The 21487-nt window shown below is 40.0% G+C and carries 21 protein-coding genes; 11 read left to right on the forward strand and 10 right to left on the reverse strand.

Translation table 11 applies throughout. From position 1 onward, the window contains the following. The first annotated feature begins 333 nt into the window (after positions 1-333). Positions 334-585, forward strand: coding sequence for an FUSC family protein (locus ACO1XM_RS08175; protein ID WP_486227723.1), 252 nt, complete (start codon positions 334-336; stop codon positions 583-585). 517 nt (positions 586-1102) lie between these two features. On the opposite strand, the gene ACO1XM_RS08180 is transcribed toward ACO1XM_RS08175, so the two are convergent. Genes ACO1XM_RS08180 through ACO1XM_RS08190 form a run of 3 tightly spaced genes read right to left on the reverse strand, consistent with a single transcriptional unit; the run spans position 1103 to position 4550 of the window. Continuing rightward, the gene (locus ACO1XM_RS08180; protein WP_486227725.1) at positions 1103-2434 is read right to left on the reverse strand and encodes a neutral/alkaline non-lysosomal ceramidase N-terminal domain-containing protein; all 1332 of its coding nucleotides are present in this window, start codon (positions 2432-2434) and stop codon (positions 1103-1105) included. Positions 2435-2439: 5 nt separating this feature from the next. After that, a complete protein-coding gene (locus ACO1XM_RS08185; protein ID WP_486227727.1) occupies positions 2440-3981 on the reverse strand; it encodes an OmpA family protein in 1542 nt (513 codons plus the stop codon). Continuing rightward, the gene (locus ACO1XM_RS08190) at positions 3963-4550 is read right to left on the reverse strand and encodes a DNA-3-methyladenine glycosylase (protein ID WP_486227729.1); all 588 of its coding nucleotides are present in this window, start codon (positions 4548-4550) and stop codon (positions 3963-3965) included. Before ACO1XM_RS08190 ends, ACO1XM_RS08185 begins: the two co-directional genes overlap by 19 nt. 75 nt (positions 4551-4625) lie before the next feature. On the opposite strand from ACO1XM_RS08190, the gene ACO1XM_RS08195 reads away from it, so the two are divergent. Beyond that, positions 4626-5477 (forward strand): DUF2911 domain-containing protein, encoded by an 852-nt coding sequence (locus tag ACO1XM_RS08195; RefSeq protein ID WP_486227731.1) that lies wholly within the window; start codon positions 4626-4628, stop codon positions 5475-5477. Positions 5478-5572: 95 nt separating this feature from the next. Here ACO1XM_RS08195 and ACO1XM_RS08200 read toward each other — a convergent pair whose 3' ends face one another. From ACO1XM_RS08200 to ACO1XM_RS08210, 3 genes are all read right to left on the reverse strand, one after another. Next, a complete protein-coding gene (locus tag ACO1XM_RS08200; protein WP_486227733.1) occupies positions 5573-7342 on the reverse strand; it encodes a sodium:solute symporter family protein in 1770 nt (589 codons plus the stop codon). 102 nt (positions 7343-7444) lie between these two features. Beyond that, positions 7445-9970 (reverse strand): PIG-L family deacetylase, encoded by a 2526-nt coding sequence (locus tag ACO1XM_RS08205; RefSeq protein WP_486227735.1) that lies wholly within the window; start codon positions 9968-9970, stop codon positions 7445-7447. 94 nt (positions 9971-10064) lie between these two features. Continuing rightward, positions 10065-10550, reverse strand: coding sequence for a hypothetical protein (locus tag ACO1XM_RS08210; RefSeq protein ID WP_486227737.1), 486 nt, complete (start codon positions 10548-10550; stop codon positions 10065-10067). Between the two features lie 153 nt (positions 10551-10703). Here ACO1XM_RS08210 and ACO1XM_RS08215 point away from each other — a divergent pair, with 153 nt between their 5' ends. Continuing rightward, positions 10704-12683 carry a tetratricopeptide repeat-containing sensor histidine kinase gene (locus tag ACO1XM_RS08215; RefSeq protein WP_486227739.1) on the forward strand — a complete coding sequence of 660 codons (1980 nt, stop codon included), beginning with the start codon at positions 10704-10706 and terminating at the stop codon, positions 12681-12683. Positions 12684-12692: 9 nt separating this feature from the next. On the opposite strand, the gene ACO1XM_RS08220 is transcribed toward ACO1XM_RS08215, so the two are convergent. The 3 genes from ACO1XM_RS08220 to ACO1XM_RS08230 all read right to left on the reverse strand — a co-directional run bounded on the left by ACO1XM_RS08220 (position 12693) and on the right by ACO1XM_RS08230 (position 15064). Beyond that, positions 12693-13106, reverse strand: a complete 414-nt coding sequence (locus ACO1XM_RS08220; RefSeq protein WP_486227742.1) for a response regulator — start codon at positions 13104-13106, stop codon at positions 12693-12695. A 78-nt stretch (positions 13107-13184) separates the two neighbouring features. Further along, a complete protein-coding gene (locus ACO1XM_RS08225; RefSeq protein ID WP_486227744.1) occupies positions 13185-13793 on the reverse strand; it encodes a trimeric intracellular cation channel family protein in 609 nt (202 codons plus the stop codon). A gap of 56 nt (positions 13794-13849) precedes the next feature. After that, on the reverse strand, positions 13850-15064 hold the full coding sequence (locus tag ACO1XM_RS08230) for an NAD(P)/FAD-dependent oxidoreductase (RefSeq protein WP_486227746.1): 1215 nt from the start codon (positions 15062-15064) through the stop codon (positions 13850-13852). A 191-nt stretch (positions 15065-15255) separates the two neighbouring features. Here ACO1XM_RS08230 and ACO1XM_RS08235 point away from each other — a divergent pair, with 191 nt between their 5' ends. The 5 genes from ACO1XM_RS08235 to ACO1XM_RS08255 all read left to right on the forward strand — a co-directional run bounded on the left by ACO1XM_RS08235 (position 15256) and on the right by ACO1XM_RS08255 (position 17747). Next, entirely contained in the window at positions 15256-15972 is a 717-nt protein-coding gene (locus ACO1XM_RS08235; protein ID WP_486227748.1) for an energy transducer TonB, read from the forward strand. An 86-nt stretch (positions 15973-16058) separates the two neighbouring features. Next, positions 16059-16607: a lysophospholipid acyltransferase family protein gene (locus ACO1XM_RS08240; protein WP_486227750.1), complete on the forward strand. Its 549-nt coding sequence runs from the start codon at positions 16059-16061 to the stop codon at positions 16605-16607. A gap of 37 nt (positions 16608-16644) precedes the next feature. Continuing rightward, complete coding sequence (locus tag ACO1XM_RS08245; protein ID WP_486227752.1) at positions 16645-16821, forward strand: PspC domain-containing protein; 177 nt, start codon at positions 16645-16647, stop codon at positions 16819-16821. 8 nt (positions 16822-16829) lie between these two features. Beyond that, positions 16830-17198 carry a globin domain-containing protein gene (locus tag ACO1XM_RS08250; RefSeq protein WP_486227754.1) on the forward strand — a complete coding sequence of 123 codons (369 nt, stop codon included), beginning with the start codon at positions 16830-16832 and terminating at the stop codon, positions 17196-17198. Between the two features lie 81 nt (positions 17199-17279). Next, positions 17280-17747: a hypothetical protein gene (locus ACO1XM_RS08255; protein ID WP_486227756.1), complete on the forward strand. Its 468-nt coding sequence runs from the start codon at positions 17280-17282 to the stop codon at positions 17745-17747. Here the strand turns inward: ACO1XM_RS08255 and ACO1XM_RS08260 are convergent. After that, positions 17744-18574, reverse strand: a complete 831-nt coding sequence (locus ACO1XM_RS08260) for an MBL fold metallo-hydrolase (protein WP_486227758.1) — start codon at positions 18572-18574, stop codon at positions 17744-17746. The two genes, ACO1XM_RS08255 and ACO1XM_RS08260, sit on opposite strands and share 4 nt — an antisense overlap. Before the next feature lie 81 nt (positions 18575-18655). Between ACO1XM_RS08260 and ACO1XM_RS08265 the strand changes: the two genes are divergently transcribed. The 3 genes from ACO1XM_RS08265 (at position 18656) to ACO1XM_RS08275 (ending at position 21410) form a co-directional block, all read left to right on the forward strand. Beyond that, positions 18656-19018 (forward strand): nuclear transport factor 2 family protein, encoded by a 363-nt coding sequence (locus tag ACO1XM_RS08265; RefSeq protein WP_486227760.1) that lies wholly within the window; start codon positions 18656-18658, stop codon positions 19016-19018. Between the two features lie 6 nt (positions 19019-19024). Then, positions 19025-19246 (forward strand): DUF3820 family protein, encoded by a 222-nt coding sequence (locus ACO1XM_RS08270; protein ID WP_486227762.1) that lies wholly within the window; start codon positions 19025-19027, stop codon positions 19244-19246. Between the two features lie 178 nt (positions 19247-19424). Then, entirely contained in the window at positions 19425-21410 is a 1986-nt protein-coding gene (locus ACO1XM_RS08275) for a 7TM diverse intracellular signaling domain-containing protein (protein WP_486227764.1), read from the forward strand. Positions 21411-21487 lie beyond the last annotated feature (77 nt).

Below are 21487 nucleotides of genomic sequence, written 5' to 3' on the forward strand. Positions count from 1 at the left end.
GTGGAGCTATAAATAAAACAGATTTTAATTCGTTTCATCTCCGGTTCATATTCTGTTTCGTGTGCTTACGAAGCAACATTTAGCTTGCTAAAATTCATCACTCAATTTTCTCAAAAAAAAAGACTAATCAAGCTTAGAATGCGCTACCCTCACTGGTCGTAGGGGCTCCCTACGATCTACTAAAAACATACAAATTAAGGTAAAGTAAAAACAGTAAACACATGCGGGATTTTCGATACGCTAAGACCAGAAGGTGATCAGAATATAGTTAGTATTAGGCAACCATTATGAAAAGACAATGTTGTTAAGGATATTGCAATCAAAATAATGAAAATGGAGGAGAAAAAACTATCAGAATTAACAGATCAGGAATTGTTGCAAGCCGCAAAAAAAATGAAATCAACCGCTATAACTAATGCTGTGCTAATTGGATTTTTGATAGGTATTGTACTTTACAGTGTTATGAAAAATACTTTGGGTTTACTTACTCTCATCCCTTTATTTTTAGCCTATAAATTGATCAATAGTTCAAAATACAATAAGCTGGAGTTAGAAAATATTATGAAGAAGCGGAATCTGAAGTAAAGAGTGGTGTTCATAGCTTTCTCAATTTTGCGTGCAAGTATTCGCGGTGGATTACCAACAAGGGCAAGTCGGGACAGAAACAATAACAAAGAATGGAATCAATTGATAATTTTTACGGATACTTTAACTTAGTTCTTGGGATAATAGTGACATTGATTGGGTTTGGCTTGTACAAACCATTTACAAAGGAAAAAGAAGAAATTTTTTATAAAAAATTTGGCAATTTCTTTAAGTATGGTGGTATTGCACTTATTGTCTGGGGGCTAATAAAGATATTTTGAAAATCCTCCTCGGTTCTCGGACTGACGAACTTGCTTCCATTCTACCTAAAGATAGTTATTGAATTAACCTGTGGTCGGTGTTATCACCGATCACTTAATTTAGTGACAAGTATTGTATGATCTGATTTAACCTGTGGTCGGTGTTATCACCGATCACTTAATTTAGTGACAAGTATTGTATGATCTGATTTTAAAGATGAATGCGTTTCGGTGAAAACACTGACCGCAGGTGAATCTTACTCTTTACTAATCAACCTTTCAATAAGCTCAGCCATAAACTGTCCATGATATGGACCCACCCAATTCATATTTCTCACCTCTGTTCTATTAATTTCATCATAAGCAGCATCTTCAGTGATGTAACCAACATAGGAACCATTAAAACTCGTGATCATCAGAGGATCATTATAGCTTTTTAAGTGATTCAAATAAAGCTCACCTGAAAAATCGCAAGGTGTGCCTACCAAAGTTATACTACCCATTTTTAAATAGGTCAAGCTTCCTTCCAGTGGATTCAGCAAGGCATTAAACAACCAGGGTCTTATGCGCCAATTCTCTGATATCCTCATTTGTGATGCACCAAAAGAAAGCGGCACTTCAGCAAAACTAATGCTGGCTCCGGCATCTGCACGATTATGGTGTGTACTCAGTATTCGTCTGCTTAATGTGGTACTGAAAGTATCCATTAAAGGAAAGCCCACCATGCGTTTCATCTTGTATTCAACGCGATGACTCCCCACCATACCGGCCATGTACATACCGAAATCAATTCCATTTACTTTTAAAATTTCAACCACCCTTCCTGGATAATCAGCTGATAAGGCCATGGATTTTTTATCGATACTTGTGGCGTGCGCGCTAAACGTAAAGAATAACCCTTTCGAACCATCACTCCGTTCAATCAATACGCTACGCACCCTACCATCTTTCTGCCCGCTGCGTCTTAATCGGTTAGCAACCAGATCTTGTGCATAGCTTTCGCCATAAGCCATGGTTGCTCTTATCCTAGAAGTTGCAGCCATTCGTACAGCATCCTGAATTTTGCTGCTTAACGTGTTCAGCCAGGATGAATCATAAGCACCTGAAATCAACTTACCTCCTACCGTATTATCGAATGCACCAACACTGTTGTGCGTATGAGTAGCACTTAAGTATATGAAATCCACCTTATCCTGTAACGCTTCCTTTACTAATTTATTCAGCAAGGGAGGAAAGAGCAAAAGATCAACTGTTATCAGCGCTACTGTTGTTTCGCCATTGTCAATAACAAGCACCCGTGTAAATAAAGAATCATGAACACTCTCAAAATGATTGCGAGGGCGATAGCCAGCGATTGGTAGTGTTTGTTCTGGTGTAATGTTTACAGAAGCCCAGCCAATCAGTAAACTATCCTTGCCACTAAAATGATGAATGGTGGCAGTATCTATAGCAGTAAAAGACTTTTTATAAAAATCCTGTGCTTCTATAGGTGTCCTGTCAATCGGAGCAATGGATATAGCAATAAGTATACAAACAATTAAAAAAAATCCTGTAAGAATTTTAAGCGTGCGCTTTACTCCGGGTGACATGACAATCAGTTTTTAACAATGGTGAACTCTACCCTTCTGTTGAGCTTGCGGCTTTCTTCTGTATCGTTGGCCGCTATGGGTTTAGCGCCTCCATAACCCTTACCTGAAATACGTTTAGCTGAAACGCCATTGGCAACTAAATATTCTTTTACTTTTTGCACCCTTGCCTGCGATAGTTTCTCATTATCTTTTTGCACACCTCTGTTATCAGTGTGCCCCGACAATTCAATTTTTACCTTTGGATTGGCCTTCATAAAAGTTGCGACCACATTCAATTCATCTTTCGACTCAGGCAAAAGATCTGTTGAGCTCTGTTTGAACAAAACACCTTTTAAATTAACAGTGGTACCCACTTCAATAGGCTGCAAAGCAAAATCAAGTTCAAGTTCAGCCTGATCTTCATTTATAACCACATTTTGAAAATAAGAGATGTATCCTCTGGCTTCTACTACAATTCTATAGCTATTGCCATTTACCAAGGGAAGCTGATAACCGCTCAGACTTGCTTCGGTTTTTGCAATGGCTGCACCTGAAACAAAAGAGAGACTTGCATTGATTGTCTGTCCTGTTTTTGCATTTGTAATCGCACCGGATACAATGGTTTCATTAGGTTTGGTAGTAACCGGTTGCGTTACGACTTGATTAATTGTATCAATTATAATGGGTGCGCCTGCATCATAAAAGCGAACATCACCATAACCATCACTATCGAAGGTACTTGTGTATAGGGCATTGCCCCTGCCAATACTTTTATAGAATAAATCACGACCATCAGTATTAATCTCTTTTATGTTGACAGGTTCTGACCAATTTTGCCATGTGTCATCCAATCGTGCAGCAGCGTATACATCAAAGCTACCCATTCCCTTGCGGCCGTTACTCGAGAAATATAAGGTGTCGTTAGTACGGTTTAATGAAGGCGCTAATTCCTGAAAACTGGTATTTATAATTTTACCAAGGTTTTTCGGCTCTGACCAACCATTTAAAGTTCTGCTCACTACATAAAGGTCTTCAACACCATAAGTACCATATGTTTCAGCGGCATAGACAAAATGCTGTGCATCATAAGAAAGCTGGCCCTGAATGTTACGCGACTTGGAATGAAAATAGGGAATATTAATATTCTGTGGTTTAGCCCACTTACCATTTTCAAATGTTGCAACCGCCATACCTTGCGTTGTGGCTGCTTCGCCTGTAGTTGTGAAATGATTGCCTATATAGAGTTCTGCCAAATCCGGAGAAGTACCCAATACTGTGTTATACCCTTTGTCGTTCAACTCACTGCCTGCATGTTGAGGAGCAGACCATTCAGTACCATTAAAATGGGCAATCCAGATATCACCCGGGTCTTTGAGTCCGCCTATATTTTGTGGATGATTACTTCTGGTTACAAATAAATAATTACCATCAGCACTTAACACGGGGTTTTGTTCATCAAAAGTTGAGTTAAAAGCAGCAACCTTGTCGGCAGATAATAACTGGGCATGAACACTGGCCGAAAACAACAGGCCACAGCATAAGAGAAGCTTTACTTTTTTGATATCCATATATTATCGCGAAGATAGAATCTCCAGGGCAGATTTGCATCTTCTCCGGCATAGTCTATACCAATGCGTGCAGAGCTTACAATTTGCGCTGGCTTTACTTTAAAACCATCCTCAATCCAAAGATGCTCATCATCTAGTTGGATTCCATTATGTTTTCGGGAAATTCCCAATGCCTGCGTTAGTTTACCGGGACCAGAGCTAAGTTGATTATCTTTCACTTTTCCTCTGCGCATACGCATATGCTCAATACCCTCCAGTGGTTGCAAGGCCCGTATCAGCACAGCCTCTGCCTTGCCGGATTTATTGGTAACAATGTTAAATAGATTATACATGCCATAACATAAATACACATAAGCCACTCCACCTGTAGCAAACATCACCTCAGTTCTTTCTGTTCTTCGATTATTATAAGCATGGCAACCTTTTTCTTTCCATGAATAAGCCTCGGTTTCTACAATAATCCCTGAGGTGATAAGCCCATTCTCGTTGCTAACTAATTGTTTACCAAGTAATTGCCTTGCAATCAAGACTACATTAGGCCGTTCGTAAAAGGATTGCTTCAACTTCATACGCTTAACACTACACTACACAAAAAATGCCTATTTTTGGCGCGCTTAAAAACACTAAATTAAATCAATACTACCATGAAAAAGTTACTCTTCGCAATACTATTTGTTGCGGTTCTTACAGCGGAAGCACAAGTGCAAACGCCTCAGCCTAGCCCTTCAGCCTCTGTATCTACAGTGGTGGGTCTTACAGATGTAAAGATCGATTATGCGCGCCCTCGCACGAAAGGCCGCAAAATATTTGGTGAAGGTGCTGATGTATTAGTTCCGAATGGTAAAATCTGGAGAACAGGTGCCAACAATGGAACTAAAATCACTTTCTCTGATGAAGTTACAGTAGAAGGCACTAAAGTGGCAAAAGGTGAATACCTTCTGTTCTCATGGCCTGGTGCTACCGAATGGACACTTTCTTTATACAAAGACCTTAGCATTGGTGGTAATACTGATGGCTACAAAGTGGAAAATGAAGTGGCTAAGTTTAAAGTAAAGCCTGCAAAACTTACTGAGAAAGTGGACATGTTCACCATGAACATTACTGACCTTTCGGATGACAGCAAAACAGCTAAAATTGAAATTGCCTGGGAAAATACTTCTGTAAAATTCGGTATCGCTGTTGATTATGATGCTAAAGTGATGAAGTCTATTGAAACGGCTACTAAAGTATCTCCAGGCAACTATGCCAATGCTGCCATCTACTACGCTGAGAATGGCAAGGATTTAAATCAGGCCTTAACATGGATTAACGAAGCCATTAAGGCGAATCCTAAAGCTTTCTGGTATATACACCAAAAGGCAAAAATTCAGGCTAAAGCCGGTGATGTAAAAGGCGCTCGCGAGACTGCCAATGAGTCTATCCGCCTGGCTAAAGAAAATGGTAACGACTTCGGTTACGTTAAGTTGAATGAAGATTTCTTGAAGACAATCAAGTAATTGATCTGCATTCAAATTGAAGAGGCTGTTCTGGAATAATCCGGAACAGCCTTTTTCATATAATTTGAAATTTTAAATTTGAAATTTCAAATTGATTAACCTTCCACTTCTTTCTTTAGAAATGATTGAATAATCAAACTCACCAAAACAACAAGCACACAACCAATAATGTTATAAAGCAGGAAAGCCAGATCGGTAAATAAATAGCAATACAGCACCACTGCTTCAGCCAATAACGCAGCCCAGAATACTGCGGTGCCATGCACACGTTTTACATAGAAGGCACATAAGAAAATTCCCAGGATGGTGCCATAGAAAAGCGAACCCACAATGTTTACAAATTGAATCAAATTTTCTGCGAAGCCTGCCAACATAGCAAACACCATGGCCAGCAAAGCCCACATGAGCGTAAAACTTCGTGATGCTTTTACATAATGCTTATCTGTTGCATTGGCATTAAAGGAACGCTTATAAATATCTACCGTTGTGGTGGAAGCCAGGGCATTTAACTCAGAAGCCATCGATGACATAGCAGCTGAGAACATAACTGCTAATAATAAGCCAATGATACCGTGTGGTAAATAGGAAAGTACAAAATTCAGGAATATATAATCCCTGTCTTGTGTTTTAGCACCGGGCACAGCCTTGGCAATGCTTGCTTTCACTTCATCTCTAATTGTTTTCTCTTGTGCCTGAAACGCTAACACTTCAGCCCTTGCTGATTGCTTTACTGATGTATCGTCATTTTCAATAGCCTGTACTAGACGTTTGGTAGCTATTTCCTTTTGAGCTAATACACTTTTGTATTCTTGCTCGAGTGCCACTAATTCCTGCTGACTTGAGGTTTGTAATGCCGTTTGATACAAGGCTGTATTATGAAAAACAGGAGGCTGATTAAACAAGAAGAAAACATAGACCAGTACCCCTATGAAAAGGATTACAAACTGCATGGGTATTTTAAGCAATCCATTAAAGATTAAGCCCATACGGCTTTCCCTTATCGACTTACCCCCTAAATAACGGGATACCTGCGATTGGTCTGTTCCAAAATAGGATAAGAACAAGAAAGTACTGGCAATTAAACCCGTCCAGATGTTATACCGGTCACTCAGGATCAGATTGACTTTTTGGAACAAACTTAGCTCATCAACAGTAGCCACACCCACTGGTAGATTCTGTTCAATGTCTGATGGCAATACGTTCACGATGTTGAACTTACCCAACTCCCCTGCCAGGCTCAGTGTTTCGCCAAAGGACAAAGATTCGGGTAACATAGAATAGGCCACAAAGCCTGCCAGAAACATACCACTCATGATGATGGTCATTTGCTGACGTTGGGTAATGCTCACTGCCTTGGTACCACCAGATACGGTGTAGATGATAACAAACAGACCGATCAGCGAAGTGGTTACAAAAATGTTCCAACCCAAAATAGTAGAGAGTACAATGGCTGGTGCATATAAAGTAATACCCGCTGATAAACCACGAAGTATTAAAAATAGAATAGCGGCTAATGTTCTTGTTTTTAAATCGAAGCGTGACTCTAAATATTCATAGGCAGTATAAACCTTTAACCGATAATAGATGGGCACCATAGTGACAGAAATAATCACCATCGCCAAAGGCAAGCCAAAATAGAATTGGATAAAACGCATGCCATCTTCAATGGCCTGCCCGGGTGTAGAAAGAAACGTAATGGCACTTGCCTGCGTGGCCATAATGGATACCCCAATCATCCACCATTTCATAGAGTTATCGCCTTTCAGATAACCTTGTATGGTCTGGCTACCTCTTGTTTTATAAACGCCATAGGACACAATGGATATGAGTGTACCGAATAGTACGATCCAGTCTATATAATTCATGCGAAATAACGAGTTAAGAAGAAATAAAATACAACTTGTATCAGCATGAACACCAATACCAAATAATACCAACTACTCCATTTTTTAAATAAGGGTGGCTTTTCAATTTCTTCCATTACCGGATTTCTTTTTTCCTTTCACATTTGATGTTGGCTCTGTTATTTTTGCTTTTCCGCCAGAGACCAGGTTTGCAAAAAGTTTATAAGCCCCTGGTACACCTTCGGGCAATTCTCTGAAGAAAGATAAGCCTGTATAAATGTATTTTCCTTCTCCATGATTGGCCACCAGCAAACTACCTTCTTTTGCTTTCTCTCCTTTATCATTCATCGAAAGCAGTGCTTCAAATTGTCCATCCCATTTATTAGGGAAATACAAACCACGCTCCTGCACCCAACCATCAAAATCTGTTGAATTGATTTTATTTGGATAATTCAAAATGGGATGCGTTGGCTTTAAAATAGTTACGGCTGCATCTTCCTCTGTTACCCTGTCGCGCGACAGCGTAAGTGGATAGGGAGAGAAGACATCTGTTTCATAGTCGAAATTGGTATTGTACTGCACCACAAGCGTGCCGCCATTTTTTACATAATCGAGTAAGGCCGGCATGGCAAATTGCAAGCGGTTATTCGTATTTACTGCGCGAATACCCAACACCACCGCATCTAAACGTTTAAGGTTCTCAGATGTGATTTCCTCGTTTTTCATTTCCCATACTTCATAACCCATGTTGCGCAAGGCTGAGGGAACATCATCACCGGCACCTTTTATATAACCAATGCTATTTCCTTCCTTCTTCAAATCAATGCGCACCAAAGCCGCAGTTGATTTCTGCAAAATGGTTTGGGTGGGAATGTGATCGTAAGCAATGATCTTTAATTCTCTATTATACTCCTTATCATTGATTGCAGCGTAAGCCTCAAGTACAAATTTACCTTCTCCGGCTCCAGGATATACAGTAAAGCTTTTTACCTGCTCTTCCCCCAATTTATTTAATTCAAAGTTTGCGCTTGCTGGTTCGGAACGCCAACCGTTGGGTAAGCGCAGATTTAAATTACCCTGCACTTTCTCCTTCGCTGAAGATTTAACAACTACCTGCACTTGACGTGGTGCATCGGTAGCAAAAATGATTACGGACTCTGCCAGGTTTACAAAAACAGGAGGTACCACTTCCACAGCCCTGTTTAACTCACCTTTTACAGGATCAACATTTTTATAAATCAGGGGCACTGTTAAAGACAACACCTGACCTGCAATTTCAACATCTATTGTAAACTGAATGGCTGGATCACTTTCTGGTTTACCTACTAATTTCTCATCTGGAATAGTGAAGGTACCAATGGCGTGTTCTTCCTGTAACCAATAAGGTGATGAATAAGGTAATGTACTATCCACAGCGCGTTTCACTTTAAGATTCAGCGTTTTGCCTGTCAACAGATTTGCATTCAGTGTGGTATCGTAATTTAAGGTTGGCGCTATTATTTTTTTAACAGCAATCGACAAGGACGATCTGTTTAACAATTCGATATTGACAGGTACTATGTTTCCGGGTGTTGCCCAATAATGATCTGCTGTTGCTTCCAGGTAAAGCCCCAGACAGCTTTGCAGTAAGAGATTCACTTCTTCCAACTTTCGGTCGCTCCATACACTTTTTTCCAGTGCTAAAATTTGTTGTCGGATTTGAATTAAGGCGGGTACTGAGGCTTCAGGCTTTTCTTCGTTATAGTCAAGAATCGCTTTATCTACTAAAGTTTTAACTTTTTCACCACCCTTCAACCTTGTCCAGGTAGTATTTACATTCTCAAATATATCTTGTTTGGCTTCTTCACCTTTTACAAACTCAAGAAACTCCAGCTGATCGCCCCTTGTACCACGTGAGCCAAAGCCCTGACTCTTATGCTGGCTTCTGCTGATAGCAGCCAATTCAGAATAGGATGTGCCAAGTAAGGCACTGTAGCCGCCCACATTCAAGGTCAGCACTCCTGGTGTATTTTCATTAATGCTCTGGTTCCACCAACGACCAGTGTTGGTGTATAAACGTTTTACTTGCCATGTAGAATACTCAGCAAGCTGCTTGGTAAATCGATCTTTAGCTGCTGCTGCATCAAAAGCTTCTTGTGCTAACACTGCTGAGGCTGTGTGGTGCCCATGACCAGCTCTTTCATCAGGAGGAAAGCGTGTAATAATTACGTCAGGTTGAAATTGTCTGTAGATGCGCACTACATCTTCCAGTATCTGGTCTTTACCCCAAATGGCAAAGGTTTCATCTGCTGATTTGGAAAAGCCGAAGTCATTGGCTCTGGTAAAAAACTGCTGCCCACCGTCTAAACGCCTGGCTGCCAATAATTCCTGGGTGCGAATCAGACCCAATTCATCCCTGATTTCAGGACCTATTAAATTTTGTCCTCCATCACCCCGTGTCATCGACAGATAAGCAGTTGCAGCCAGTCTTTCATTTGCAAAATAGGTTATGGCGCGTGTGTTCTCATCATCAGGGTGTGCTGCAACATATAAGACTGATCCCAGAAAACTAAGTTTTTTTAGTCCCAGTTTAATTTCAGCTGCATTCGGCTGAGGTTTTTGCTGGGCCAGGCCTAAAAAGGGTATTAACAAGAGTAGAATAAATCGCATGCAATTTCAGTTTGGCGAATTAACGTAGAATTCAGGAAATAGATATTATGGCTTTGACAAACAAGCACTTATTCAGTATAAACGGAAGGGCAGATCAGATTCTCCCCCGTTTTTCACCATTAACAAAAAAATCACCCGACTCTTCAAATCGAATATCAATTCTGGAAACAGGTTTTTTGTCTTTACTTAGTAATATTATCTGGTATTCTCTTGGGGAAATCCCGTCTTTTATATCATCAGTGTAACCTAGATCAAGCTCTATCACCTCCCCTTCAATAATTTTTTTATTTCTTAATGTCCCGTCCTTGGTCAGTACCTGCAAGCGAAATTCTTCAGGCTGAAGTTTGATCAAATTCAAATTAATTTTAAGGTACGGCAAGGGTGTTGTCGACATACGCTTTTCACGCTCTACTACCGTTTCGGTAAAACTTACAACTTTATTTGGTTCTCCACTTCTGGTTTTAAAGCTTAGGTTCAGTTTACAGGTATACTCATCTGCAGCTTTTAGAGGGGCGCTTTCCTGAAAAGATAAATACACGCCTGCAATAATGAACAAAAGTGATTTAAAGAAAAGCATCATAACTGATAACATTTAAGTGAAAAACACCGAGTAAAATCCTACTTTGTAAAAAGTTCTGTCGTACAAAAACAAGTTCGACTATGTAAGATTTTGATCCAAATAGATAGACGGAATCTCTACGATTTTTTCCACCTTTGAATATACATCTAAATCATGCTGTTCCGATTCTTTTCTGGTTTTGTTTTATTTTGTATCACCCATACAGGAGTATCTGCCCAGGAAAAACAGGATCTGACCTGGTATCTTGGTTTTTTGGACTACAGCATGAAGGACCCTGCGCTGCTCCTTGAAGAAAGTAACAAGCGTTTACAGACTGCCTTAGATATACAGGATTTATCCGGACAGGCCAGGGAGTTTAAAGAACAAGGTTTATTGGCCTTAACACGTACACACAATTATGCGCAGGCGTACGATTATTTTACCAAGGCACTTGACATAGAAGACTCGCTTTCGCTTAATTATGAAAGAACCATCACTTATCTGGCCATTGCACAATTATACCAGCAAGTTAAAGAACCCACCAAGAGCCTTCAGACTTTAAACAGAGGCATTGCCTTTCAGGAGAAAACAGAGGATCTGAATCTACGTGTTTATTATTACACCCAATTGGGTAAACAATACCTGGCCAATAATAATACTGCATTAGCCATAGAGCAGTATGAAGTTGTACTTGAGTTACTTGCTGATATCAACAAACCAAGTCTGAGGGGTGAAGCTTATTATAACATAGCCAATGCTATCTCCATTGATGGCGATTTCGAGAAAGCACTGAAGTACTATAAAATGGCTTTAGAAGAATATCGTTCGGTAAAAGAGAAAAACCGCGAAGCCATTGCCCTTAACGATATTGGCAAACTGTATAAAGCCAATAAAAATTATGAGCGTGCGCTTGCCAACTATACAGCTGCCCTTGAAATAAGGCAAAGCCTTAAAGACAAACCTGGCATTGCGCAAACCTACAACGATGTGGCTATCCTTTATTTTGAACAACAAAATGTACAGAAGGCCATTCCGAATCTAGAACTGGCATTGGCAGAAGCCAAAGAGATTAATGCCACGGGTGAAACACGCAGAAGTTATGAATACTTATACCTGTGCTATAAAAGCTTAAACGATTTTCAAAGGGCGCTCCATTATCAGGAACAATTTACCAGCTACAATGAAATGCTGCAGCAGGAAAATGATCAATCGAGTATTTTGTCGAAGGAAGCTGCCCGTGAAATTGCCATACAGGAATCGAAAGTGGAGAAGCTTGAAATAGAAAGGCTGCAACGAGAGAAAGAATTGCAAACCCAAAAGGAATTCAGGAGGATGCTCATGATCGGCATGGCGCTGGTTGCTATAATCGCCTCACTGATTTTTATACTTTACATTTCGAAAAGAAGAGCCAATAGCTTACTTGCTGCTTCCAATGAACGAATCCAACAGCAAAACCTGCAGTTACAGGATTTGAACGCCACCAAGGATAAATTTTTTTCAATCATCAGTCACGATTTAAAAGGTCCGCTCAATTCATTAACTTCTTTTTCTGGCTTACTGATTAACCATACCGACAAGCTGAGTAAGGAAGATATACAGATGCTGGCAACCGACCTGGATAAGTCTGTAAAAAACCTTTTTGCTTTATTGGAGAATCTCTTAGAGTGGTCGCGCTCTCAAACCGGCAATATTGAGTTTACACCAGAAGCCCTTGACCTGACAGCAATCCTAAATGAAAATAAAGCCTTACTTGAAGCACAGGCGGGTGCAAAAAACATTAGCCTGGAACAGCGTTATCAACAACCCATGCCTATAAAAGCGCATAGACATTCCGTTACTACTGTTGTTCGCAATTTACTTTCCAATGCAATTAAGTTTACTCCGGAGGGTGGCGCCATTACCATGAACATGGAAAGTGAAAAAGGATTCGTAAAAGTCAGCATCAGTGATACAGGCGTGGGTATGAGTCCGGAGGTAATGGATAAACTATTCAGAATCGACAGTAAACACAGTACCAAAGGCACCGCCAACGAAAAAGGTACCGGATTGGGCTTAATTCTCTGTAAGGATTTTATCGAGAAAAATGGTGGAAAAATTGGTGTGAGCAGTGAACTCAATAAAGGTTCTGTGTTCTACTTCACTTTGCCTTTGTAACCTGATTTCTTAAGAAAACAATTTCTTAAAGAAACCCTTATCTGCATCTTTTTTATGCAGAGAGTCAAGGGCTGTTTTTAATCGTACCAGTGAGGCAGAGTTTTTTATAATATATTGTTCTGCACCCAGCTTCATTACGTCTGCCTTTACAGTTTCATCATCCAGCGAAGTGTAATAGATAACGGGAATGCTCTTGTAACTTTGTCTTAGCTGCTTAAGAAAATCAAGGCCAGTCCTCCCCTCCTTATCACCGAAGAAATGGTCTAACACCACCGCAAAAGGTTTCTCCTTAAGTTGCGGCAACATATCCTGAGGATGCTCAAATGTCTGCACTGCGTAATCACCTAAAATCTCTTCAAAATGAACTTGCAGCATCTTTTGTTGCACCAGGTTATCTTCAACAATAAAAACCAGTTTTTTCATAGATCAACAATTATGTGTAGACGTAAGACAACCAGGTGTAATGGTTGTACGATATACAAATATAATTAAGCGAACGACTTATCTTTTAAAATTTGGTAAGGATAGTTTATACTTTATCGAGACGATTCGGAATACAAAAATCACTGCACTGGAAACAATAAGGTTGATATCTCTGTCGAGGTTAAGCTTAACCAGTACTAAATAAACCACCGCACCGAGCAGGCAGGCAGTGGCATAAATTTCTTTCTTAAAGAGCACAGGGGTTTCGTTGGTTAACACATCGCGGATAACACCGCCCATAACAGCACTAAACATACCCATAATGGCTGCTATTTCGGGTTGTACCCCCAAACTGAGGGCTTTTTCAACCCCTAAAATGGTAAAGAATGAAATACCAATGGTATCAAATAATACAAAAGTGCGCCTTAGTTGTATCAGGTATCTAAAAAAGACATAGGCTATAATTACACCGAGCAGAATGGCGTAAAGAAAATTAATGTCACCAATCCATACTAAGGGGTAACTACCCAGCATGATATCCCTTAGTGTGCCCCCGCCAATAGCTGTAACAAAGCCCATAAAACCTGCACCGAATAAGTCGTCATGCTGATCGCGTACTGCCAGAGCACCTGAAATGGCAAAGAAAAAGGTGCCAAGCAATTCTAATACATATTGCAACGTGGTCATGTTGCTAAAGTACAGAGAATATTGCTCAGGCACCTACCAGACAAGGTCAGATTATTTTATGGAAGCATAGATAAGCCATGCTTGAATTTGAACAAAAAGTATTTCTCGATAAGTAATTTACCCCAGTCATTAAAAATGTTTGGAATCATTACCGCAAAATTTCTTGGGCGGAATAAGCGATCACCAAATATGATTACTTCCTTATGGCCTGCATCCATTACACACACTGCCGGTATTCTACCCCAGTCTCTCTTTTTAAACTCATGCTTGCCCTCTACTGCAGCAACGATATTCTGAGAAGCAATCTTGGCAGATACTTCCGTAGGGAAACCAGTCTTAGGCACACCAAACGGTACTATACATTTAAAGGGTGCTTTTACTTCAACAGCAAGACCAACCGCATAAACATTTTTGTAGGTCACATGCTGATAACCTTCATTACAAACTACAAAACCTTTTTCATCCACTAATTCCGGAGACTGCTTCATGGCTTCCGTTCCCACAAAAGGTGGCATGATCATGGCCATTTTATATGGAAGAACCTGGCCATCTTTGAGGTAAATATTATCTTTCTCGATTTTATCAACAGAAGCATTGGTAATCCAGTTGATGTTATACATTTTCATGAAAGCCTCGAGCATGGTTTGACCACCCGTAATACCACCAATGCCAAAGTGCCCCAGGTATGGTTCTGGTGTAAACCAGGTAAGACTAATTTTATTACGAACGCCTCTTCTTCTCAATTCCTTATCCATGTTAAAGAGATATTCATAAGCTGCTCCCATGCAACTGGCACCCTGGGTTGCACCCACCACTACAGGACCAGGAGCTTTAACTAGTTCCTCAAAACGTTGCAGCGCCTTCTCACCATATTTTGGCAGCACAATGTTTTCGATCATGCCTTTCTCGGGATGCAGGTTTTCTACGATATTAAAATCCATTTGTATACCGGTTGACACAACAAGGTAGTCGTAGGTGAGTTTGCCATGCTGTTCCGTTTGCACTTCGTTCAACTTAGGGTCAACACGCACTGCTTTGTCTTGAATGAAGTCGATTTCTTTTTTGGCAAAGATGGGGCTGATCGGAAACTTGATATCAGTCATTTTTCTCCTGCCGAAAGGCACCCAGATCATTGATGGGATGTAAGTGAAATCTGTAGTGGGTGAAATCACTGTAACAGTGGCCTTGTCTTTCAATTTGCGCTTGAGCTCCATGGCAGCTGTAGCACCGCCAAAGTTGCTTCCTAAAATAATAATTTGCCTGGTTTTCATAATCATTCGCTTTTGTTGATACTAAATTCGGCACATTAGGCTGCATCTATTGTAACCACAGTCACACAAAACCACTGATCATTATCAGTCGCAAAAGTGATTCAACTCAGTACATCCAGACCTTACAAATGTCAGTTGATATACTAAGTAATCTCATAATTGTATAATACCTATTCAGATACTTTCGCTACATGACACACACAGAAATACACCCCTATCTGGAACCCAAAAAATACAAACATGCTGATCTGATGGAACTCAGACCTTTGCTGTTAGGTTTAGGTTTAACAACGTCCTTACTATTGGTTATTGTTGCTTTTCAAATTAAAAGCAAAAGCAGCATCGAAGTAATTGAGTTGGCTGGCTCCAATATGGCTATAGAAGAAATTCTGGAGATTCCGCCCACCACAATACCACCGCCACCTCCTACACTGCAACTTCCCCAAATCACAGAAGTTCCCAATGAATCAGAAATTATAGAGAAAGTTGTCGTGAATTTTGATGTTGAAATCAGCACGGACACCAAGTTAGAGGAGCTTGTGCTCGCTGAACCAAGTGTTGTTGTTGATGATCTTGAAAAAGCAGATGAAATCTTTATTGTGGTGGAAGAAAGCGCTGTTCCTAAAGGTGGCATGCCTGCCTTTTATAAAATGGCTTCTGAAAATTTGCGTTATCCACCGCAGGCCAGAAGAATGAATGTAGAAGGGAAAGTATTTGTTGAGTTTGTAGTTGATAAAGAAGGAAAGATCGGGAGCATTACTATAGTGAAAGGCATTGGCTCCGGCTGCGATGAAGAAGCTATACGCATCTTAAAATTGTCTTCGGATTGGCAACCTGCCAAGCAACGCGGTAAGCCCGTAAAGCAGAGAATTGTGCTTCCGATATTTTTCAAATTGGCACAATACTGACAGATTCAAAGCTTAAATTATTTTCCGGTAACAATCAATTCATTCACCTCAAAATTGCATTTTGCAGTGTATTAGAAAGTGAACCGATGAAGTGGCTCTGTAGACTTTATTTGAAGATGATTGGCTGGAAGACGGCCAGTGTACTTGATCCCTCAATTAAACAATGTGTTTTGGTGGCAGCACCACACACCAGCAACTGGGACTATCCAATTTCACTTGCAACACTTTATGCCAATGGCGTTAAGGTTCGATTCCTTGGAAAAAAAGCACTCTTTAATTTCCCATTGGGCATATTGATGCGCGCTACCGGAGGCATACCGGTTGACAGATCGAAGCATAATAATCTGGTTGACAACATGATTGCCATGTTTAAGGAACATGAAGAACTTATACTTATGATTCCTGTTGAGGGCACTCGCAGCTATGTGAAGGAATGGAAATCTGGTTTTTACCATACAGCCATGGGGGCAAAGGTACCTATCGTGATGGGTTATCTTGACTATGGAAAAAAGACTGCGGGTTTTGGCGATCTCTTCTACCCTACGGGCGATTATGAAAAAGATCTGGTTAAGATTCAAAACTTCTACAGGCAGTTTACAGCAAAACATCCTGAGAAATCAAGTTTAAACACGTAGGAATTGATAAATTAATCATCCAAATAAAAATTATACTATGTCTAAAAGATTAGTCAAAGGAAAAAAAATGATCATGGGTGTTTGCAGTGGTCTGGCAGATTACTTTCAGCTTGATCCGACATTAGTTCGTCTTGCCTTTCTGATTGCCTTATTATTTTTTGGAACCGGTTTGCTACTCTATGTAATCCTGGCTGTCGTAATGCCTTCAGAATAATAATAATAATGGAGCAAACATTGTTTGAACAGATTGGAGAAGAAAATATTGACTTGCTGGTAAGCCGGTTTTATGATCTGGTTTTTGAGGATAAGACGATAGCGCCTTTATTCAAAACAGACAAGGCACTGATCAAAGAAAAGCAAAGGCTATTTCTAACACAATTTTTTGGTGGGCCAGCGTTATATTCAGCAGTCTACGGTCATCCGAAAATGCGTGCAAGGCACATGCTCCATCCCATTGGTATGAAGGAAGCTGAAGCCTGGTTGTCGTGCATGTCGCAAGCCATTATTACCTTGCCCATCGATGAAAGCGTGAAGCAGGATATGATGAAAAGATTAGTACCTACTGCCATGTTTATGGTGAATAAGGAGTAGTAGAAAGAATTCCAAATTCCAAATTCCAAATTCCAAATTTGAAATTTAGAAGGTAGACGTAATAAATAGTAAACCATTACCATGAAAAATATAAGCATCGGCCTTATTCTACTCATCCTTGGTATTTGTTATGTGTTAGTCTTGTACAACCTGGCTTACGATTTCAATCAGCTGCTGAAACAAGGCGACATCAGCTGGTCTTACATCTTTACCTACAGAAAAGAAGATATGTTAATTTTATTGCTAATTCTGTTATCAGCAACAGGTCTTATTGTGAAAGAAAGTAAAGGGTGGGTTTTAACAGCACAATTTTTCTATTCCTTGATGGGCGCCATTATTACGGTCATCATTGAACTTGATCAATTATTACCTGCTATAAACTCCTTAACCTACCTTTTGGCTGTTATCGCACTAATTCTCCCGATTGCTCTTATGAATAGCAAGCCGCTTAAGCAGTTTTATAAGCTGGATGCCGCTGTAAATATGTGGGCAAATAATGCGATTGCCATTAGCATTGCTGTTTTGGTAGGTTTGTTTATGTGGAATTAAAATAAGCGAAACTGTAAGCCCTCTGGCACTACAATGGAAGGTTTTGTATTAACGGCCATACTTCCATCAATCAAAAATAATGGTGTCTCCTGATCTCTGGGAGCAATCACTACCTGACTTTGGTGTTCGAAACTTTGAAAGGCTGCTAATGCGCGCTCCGGAGAGTTGTTGTTACGTGATAAATGTGAAAGAAATACATGGCTTAGAAAATCAGGTCGGTGCTGCATCAGCAAAGTAGCTGCTTCATGATTGGACAGATGCCCGTATCCGTTTCTGATTCTATTTTTTAACGCTAAGGGATAGCCACCTTTTTCCAACATTTCTGTGTCGTAATTAGATTCAAGAAATACAGCATGGCATTGTTTAAAATATGTGATAACATGGTCGCACACACGTCCGATATCAGTCATTATGCCAACATGGATTCCTTTATGTTGCACGACAAAACTGTGCGGATCTGCGGCATCATGATACTTAGGGAATGGCAACACCACCAGGTCACCAATATTAATGGATTGATTAGGAACGAAAGTATGAACACTTACTTTTGTTAAAGAGAGGTTGGCCGCACGATAGGTTGCCGGTGTTATGTAAACCGGTATTTCAAATTTTGCGGCAAAGGCAGGTACACCGTGTATATGGTCGCCATGCTCGTGAGAAACAAAAATAGCCTTAATCTGTTTTGGATTCAGATTTAATCGTTTCATTCGTTTTTCAACTTCCCTGCAGGAAATCCCCACATCAATCAATACAGCTTCATTCGCATTTCCTACATAATAGCAATTGCCATTACTTCCAGAATTTAATGATGCAGTATATAAGGCCATGAGCAGTAAATGTAAACATGTTGCAAAAGAAATCACAGAGTCTGCTCAGCTTCTTTTCAATACAATTATATTTACAGGCAAATGACAAACGAAGACCTTATAAAACTAGCTGAAAACTGGATGGCTGCTTTCAATAGTAAAAATCTGGATGCACTCCTGGCTTTGTACCATGAGGATGCGCAGCATTATAGTCCTAAACTAAAGGTACGGCAACCTGAAACAAAAGGGCTTATTCAACACAAAAAGAATCTTCGTATCTGGTGGCAGGATGCCTTCGACCGTTTACCAAGCCTGCAATATGAATTGATCAGACTTACACCATTTGAAGAGCGTGTTTTTATGGAATATGTAAGACGTGTTGATCATGAGGAAGAACTTTATGTTGGAGAAATGCTGGAGGTTAAACAAGGTCTTATTCACTTTTCATCTGTCTTTCATCGTTAAGTAAACATGTCTTTCGATCCTACCCTATTATTGGAACTTGTTCGCATGCGTATGCCTTTTGGCAAATACAAGGGTGTCATCTTATGCAACTTACCGGTGTCATACCTTGAATGGTTCAATCGAAAGGGTTTTCCAAACGGCAAATTAGGGATGCTCCTGCAAACCATGTTCGAGATCAAACTAAATGGCCTTGATTACTTGTTAGAACCCTTGAAAGGAAAAGTTTAATTCACTGATTTTCAATAACAAGTGTTAGGGCAAACCCCTGAGTTTTCATTGCTGTACCTATAAGGTTTGATTTGTTTAACTTTTGCGTACAATTACTCAATTATTTGCTAAATAATTTGGGTAGCGTAAAATTTTTAGTTGTTTTGACTACATTACAACGCTTTGTAATGCTTTAATCATGCCCCCTACAAAACCTAGCTCTAAGGATTTTATATTCTTGGGGCTCTTTCTGTTCATTGCCCCACTCTCCTATGCGCAGGTAAATTATACCTTGCATGATGGCGCAGGAAGTCATCGCCTGGATGCGCATGTACAAATCTATATTGATGCAACAGAAAGATTAAATCATCAGGATATTCTGAAGAATGATGTACAACAAAAATTTATACATAGCGGTGGTGATTTAAAATTTGGTTATAGCAAAGCTAACATTTGGCTGAAGTTTGCTGTAAAAAAATCTGCTTCTAATGCAGCATGGCTTCTTGAATTACCGGCTCCCTTTCTTGAGTTCGTTGATTTCTATCAGCTAAAGTCGGACGGCACCTGGGTGCATCATGAGTCGGGTTATTACAGGGCTCAAAGTAAAAGAATCATTTCGCATACTAATCACCTTGAGCCCTTGATTTTTGGGAATGACGATGTTAGTCATGTTTATATAAAAGTTGCCGGAAGAAGTCCGAAAACTTTTCCGGTCTATATTCTTGAAAAAGAACATTTCTATCAAAAAACAAGATTCGAAGATATTGGCTATGGCATATTCTTCGGCATTCTGATCGTCATGTTCTTCTATAACCTTGTTATTTATATTACACTAAAGCAGACAAACTATCTGCTTTATATCTGCACCATTGTTTGCACATTTTTCATATTTGCATCAGCCACCGGATATGCCGGAAAATATTTTTGGCCTGAGAATCCGGAATGGAATTTCTATGCAGGACGCATGTCGCTTCCTGTACTTACCATCTTCCTCGCCATTTTTACCATTCGCTTTCTGGAGGTAAAACAATATTCTAAAACAATGTATTATGTGCTGTATGCACTCCCTTTTCTGGGGCTTGTTGCAGGGGTGCTTACTGCGAGTGGTATCATGTCATCAGCCAGCAATAACCTGATTTCGCTCTCTACATTAATCTACTTATCAACAGGTATTGTTTGCCGTATTAAAGGCAATAGAACTGCTAATTTTTTTATTGCGGCCTGGGGGTTTTATTTGATCGGAGGATTGTTACTTACCCTCCGCAATTCAGGCGTGCTGGTATTTAATTTCTGGACTACTCATTTTGTTGAAATCGGGGCTGTGCTGGAGACAACCATTATTGCCATAGCCCTCGGAGATCGATACAGAAGATACAAAGAAGAAAAGGAAGAAATTCAACTCCAAGCCTTGCAGGTTCAACAAGAAGCCAATGAACAACTTGAATTGAAAGTAAAGGAAAGAACGGAGGAGCTACAGCAAACACTCGACACCATTAAACTTCAGAAAGAAATAATTGAAGATAAAAATGCTGAACTGGATGCTTTCTTTTACCGGATCTCTCACGATTTAAAAGGTCCTATTGCTTCCCTCCTGGGCTTAAATGCCCTGGCCAAAATGGATATTAAAGATGAACTTGCCCTTGACTATGTTACAAAACAACATAGTCAGGTAGAAAGACTTCACCAAATTATTAATGGCCTTATCAACCTTACCAGACTCAATAATGCGGCCTTGCAACGGGAGGCTATTGATTTTGAAAGGCTGATTGATGATTGCATTGATGCCTCGCGCAGTTTACATAGTTTCGAGAAAATTACTTTCAAAAGAGAAATCGAAATCAATACTACTTATCATACGGAGTGGACACTGTTAAATGCTATTGTACAGAATTTAATAGAGAATGCTGTAAAGTATTGCAGTACCGAAAGTCCTTACGTGCATATTTATGTTAAAACTGATCAGAACGGACTTGAAATTAAAGTAAAAGATAATGGTGCCGGTATTCCGGAAGAGTATCAGAATAGAATTTTTGAAATGTTCTACAGAGCCAGTCAGCATGCACAAGGCAGCGGACTCGGACTATACATTTTAAAACGTTCAGTTGATAGGCTACAAGGATCTATTGAAGTGGACAGTAAAGTTGGCGAGGGTTCTTGTTTTACCGTAAAACTTCCCAGTTTATAATCAGTCGTATGCTTTGACTATTCACTAAGCACATAATTCCAGCATATGCATCAGCTAGTAGCCAGCAGCTCGAAGCT

Source organism: Chryseotalea sp. (assembly GCF_057350905.1).